This is a genomic window from Vibrio sp. 1CM23M (assembly GCF_023161755.1).
Taxonomy (GTDB): Bacteria; Pseudomonadota; Gammaproteobacteria; order Enterobacterales; family Vibrionaceae; genus Vibrio; species Vibrio coralliirubri.
The window spans coordinates 1-1,161 of sequence record NZ_JALNTR010000024.1 but is presented as its reverse complement, the minus strand read 5'-3'; the positions used below and the strand labels follow the sequence as shown (position 1 = coordinate 1,161).

Genomic DNA, 1,161 nt, shown 5'->3' with positions numbered 1-1,161 from the left:
TACGCCTTTCATCGCCTCTGACTGCCAAGGCATCCACCGTGTACGCTTAGTCACTTAACCATACAACCCGAAAGGGTTTCTATTTGCTTTCACTTTAAAAAGTGAAGACAAATAAGCGTATGGCAACTAACCAAGGTTTTTGGTTGTCATCAAGAAGGGTTAATTCTTGATAACTGTTTGCCGGACTCAATTGTGATTCAAACAAGTTTGAATCGAATACAAGACACTTGAATGTGTTTGTTGTGTTTATCTAATGAAAGATAAACATTGAGAACTTTTAAATTTGATTGAATTACTCGTAAGTAATCAATCAGTCAGCTTTCCAAATTGTTAAAGAGCTAGATATTTCAAAAGAAATAACCATTTTTAAAGATTCTTAAGGAAGAACACTTAAAGATGGTGGAGCTATGCGGGATCGAACCGCAGACCTCCTCGCTGCCAGCGAGGCGCTCTCCCAGCTGAGCTATAGCCCCATCTGGAAAAGTATTTCCTACTCTTAACTTATTAAACCATCAATCTGTGTGGGTACTCATCGTAAATATCTTCGTATAAGGAGGTGATCCAGCCCCAGGTTCCCCTAGGGCTACCTTGTTACGACTTCACCCCAGTCATGAACCACAAAGTGGTGAGCGTCCTCCCCGAAAGGTTAAACTACCCACTTCTTTTGCAGCCCACTCCCATGGTGTGACGGGCGGTGTGTACAAGGCCCGGGAACGTATTCACCGTGACATTCTGATTCACGATTACTAGCGATTCCGACTTCATGGAGTCGAGTTGCAGACTCCAATCCGGACTACGACGCACTTTTTGGGATTCGCTCACTATCGCTAGCTTGCTGCCCTCTGTATGCGCCATTGTAGCACGTGTGTAGCCCTACTCGTAAGGGCCATGATGACTTGACGTCGTCCCCACCTTCCTCCGGTTTATCACCGGCAGTCTCCCTGGAGTTCCCGACATTACTCGCTGGCAAACAAGGATAAGGGTTGCGCTCGTTGCGGGACTTAACCCAACATTTCACAACACGAGCTGACGACAGCCATGCAGCACCTGTCTCAGAGCTCCCGAAGGCACACCTGCGTCTCCGCTGGCTTCTCTGGATGTCAAGAGTAGGTAAGGTTCTTCGCGTTGCATCGAATTAAACCACATGCTCCACCGCTTGTG

At 46.8% G+C, this 1,161-nt stretch carries 1 tRNA gene and 1 rRNA gene; both read right to left on the bottom strand.

Annotated features, from left to right (window positions below):
* Nucleotides 1–397: 397 nt before the first annotated feature.
* Nucleotides 398–473 (bottom strand) — tRNA-Ala (locus MSG35_RS23970).
* A 76-nt stretch (nt 474–549) separates the two neighbouring features.
* Nucleotides 550–1,161: ribosomal RNA gene (locus MSG35_RS23965) — 16S ribosomal RNA — on the bottom strand; the annotation flags it as partial.